General features: G+C 57.0%; 4 protein-coding genes. 2 read left to right on the top strand and 2 right to left on the bottom strand.

What is annotated here, in order from left to right; all coding sequences use genetic code 11:
* Window positions 1-189: hypothetical protein (locus Q0072_RS19005; protein WP_298333115.1), on the top strand; the 189-nt coding region annotated here is incomplete at its 5' end.
* A 165-nt stretch (window positions 190-354) separates the two neighbouring features.
* Here Q0072_RS19005 and Q0072_RS19000 read toward each other — a convergent pair.
* Window positions 355-849, bottom strand: coding sequence for a DUF4411 family protein (locus Q0072_RS19000; RefSeq protein ID WP_298333114.1), 495 nt, complete (start codon window positions 847-849; stop codon window positions 355-357).
* Window positions 850-851: 2 nt separating this feature from the next.
* Window positions 852-2,006 (bottom strand): XRE family transcriptional regulator, encoded by a 1,155-nt coding sequence (locus Q0072_RS18995; protein WP_298333113.1) that lies wholly within the window; start codon window positions 2,004-2,006, stop codon window positions 852-854.
* 174 nt (window positions 2,007-2,180) lie between these two features.
* On the opposite strand from Q0072_RS18995, the gene Q0072_RS18990 reads away from it, so the two are divergent.
* On the top strand, window positions 2,181-2,626 hold a 446-nt coding region (locus Q0072_RS18990), incomplete at its 3' end, for a glycosyltransferase family 2 protein (protein WP_298333112.1).

Below are 2,626 nucleotides of genomic sequence, written 5' to 3'. Positions count from 1 at the left end.
GAAGGCGTGGAAGCCGGCCTGAAGCCGCACATGGACCTGAAGCTGACCATCACCCGCGCCGACGGGACCCAGGAAGTCGTCAACCTGTTCTGCCGTATCGATACGCTGGACGAGGTCGACTATTTCAAGAATGGCGGCATTTTGCAGTACGTGCTGCGCAATTTGGCGGTTCCGGCGGCGGCGGAGTGACGTCTATTGCTACCCTCGCCGCCGGGGTGACCCGGCGGCGAGGGTGATGAAATAAGCCCGGCGGAGTGATCTGCCGGGCTTATTTGTTGTGTGTGTCGAGACTGACAGCTGCTTTGCGCCCCATATAGTGATCTACCGGAGCGACAGCGAGCGACTCAATCCTCATCATAGGGTGATTTTGAATTTGGCGGCACCCAACTTCAACAATTCGAAGGTATCGATAAAGGGGACCCGGAATGCTTGGCAAATGTTCGGCAACGGTACCCGTCGTAACGCACCGGCTTGAAACTTTTCCTGCGTCACGACGGTAGCCCCCGTCACACCGGCTTTAGCCACCAACCACGGATCAGCACCAGCAAGGAATTGCGCCTTGGCCTCAAGCCTGTATGCGCCTGCCTGAACTGTCGCGGCCACTCTCGCGAACAGCGTCTGCGCAGACATGTCATCCACTTTCAGGAAGCGGCCATCATTTCTTCGGTCCTTGATCCACTGGGCAAGACTGTCACCACCGCCGGCCAATTCATCATATACAGGCATGATGCTGCAGACCTTATGCGCTGGCATCTGCGTACCCATCCAGTCCCAGAAGCCTGGACAGATATCGAAGTCGTAATAACGGTTCTTGGCCTCGATAAATACATTCGCGTCGGTCAGGAACATCGTTAACTGGCCTCCCCTATCTGCCGACGATAGAGATCTTTAACCTGAGCCGGCTTCATGTGCAGCAACGCTCCGGCCTCGCGCATAAGGAGATTGCCGCTCATTGCACTGTTGATGACTGCTTTCGTAAATTGCTTCCCGTTTTTGACCGGCATGTTCAGATAGTAATCACCTCCGCCACTTTGCTTCATGCTCTGCCAACGGCGCACTTCCATTTGGTAAAATGCGAAAAAACTTTCGCTTGTAATCAAGCTCAAATCAAGTGCACGGCGCGCAACAACAATCCGACTGACCTTGAAGATGCGCGACAAACGGGAAGCATTGCTTTCGACGGGTTCAGTCTGAATCCAAATCGGTATCATCTCCCCAGTGGGCACCAAAACCTCGGCTGCGATGGCATTGCAGAACCGTTCGATGTCGAACGATTGCGGAGTATTAAGACCAGGATTGGAGACACCGCTCTGACCCACCCAGATATGAGCCAACTCGTGCGCCAATGTGAAGACCTGGGCAGCCTTGGCGTCACGGCCATTGATGAGAACCAAAGGCGCATAATCATCCACGATGGCAAAACCGCGAAATTCTTCAACGGAAAAAGTTCGATGAGTGTTCGCCCCGACGTATCCGGTTCGCATCACCCAGATACCCGCAGCCTCACTGGCCTCGGACAGTTCGGTGACATATTCCTCCGGCGTCTGCGTAGAGCGCTGGGCGGGCGCTATTCGCAAGGTGTTCCGGATATCTGCAGCCACGACCTCCGTTGGCGAGTTCATGCCGAACCGACTAACGAACACTTTTCGACCAGCACCAATTTCGATCAAATGTTCTCGATACCATGCTTGCTTCTGCAGCACGTCACGCAACAAGTCCATGAAGTCGAGGCTGAAGCGCGGTCGCGGCCCATCTCCTAGTGTACGTAGGTCAGGAATGGGTAAGACCTCTTCCGGTGGAACTGGTAGAAACAAGTAGCCGAAGGGAACATGAACCGCATTGGCGTATTGCTCCGCTTGTCGGAAAGTGAGCCTCTCTGAACCTTCCTCCCAAGCCAGCACAGTCTCAGGCTTGGTCACCATTTTCTTCGCGAGCGCTTCCAAGGGCAAGCCGGCTCTTTCCCTTGCCCAGCGTAGATTCTCGGGGTTGACCAGCGCCTCACTCATGTCGTGTCCCGGCGTCACTTTCACAACGGTAAATCATTGTCTCGAAGTTACATCACTCAAGGTCAGCCTGCCCAGGGAATATCTATGCATTTTGGCCGTTGCCGGGCTCTTGCAACTAAATCGCCTCATAACAGACCAACAGCACCCCAACACAAACCTGCTATACCTCCCCCCATGCCCCACACCCTCCCCCTCTCCGTCTTCATCATCGCGCTTAACGAGGCCGACCGTATCGGCCCGGTCATCCTGGCTGTCCGCGACTGGGTGGATGAGGTGCTGGTGGTGGATAGCGGCAGCAGTGACGGGACGCAGGATCTGGCCCGGTCGCTGGGGGCCACGGTGATCCACAACGACTGGCCCGGCTATGGCCCGCAGAAGCGCTTTGCCGAGGAACAGTGCCGTCATGACTGGCTGTTGAACCTGGACGCGGATGAGGTGCCGGTGCCGGAGCTGGAGGACGCCGTCCGTGCCCTGTTCGCGGGGGGCGGCACGCCGGCGCAGCAAGGTTACCGCATCCGGACCGTCATGGCCCTGCCCCATCAGAAGCGGCCCCACCGCTTCGCGCCCCGGCACAATTACATCCGGCTTTATGACCGCCGCCACGGCCGCTTTGCCGACAG

Source organism: Asticcacaulis sp., from assembly GCF_027484505.1.
GTDB lineage: Bacteria > Pseudomonadota > Alphaproteobacteria > Caulobacterales > Caulobacteraceae > Asticcacaulis.
The sequence above is the reverse complement of the archived record's forward strand: the minus strand, read 5'-3'. Positions and strand labels throughout refer to the sequence as shown.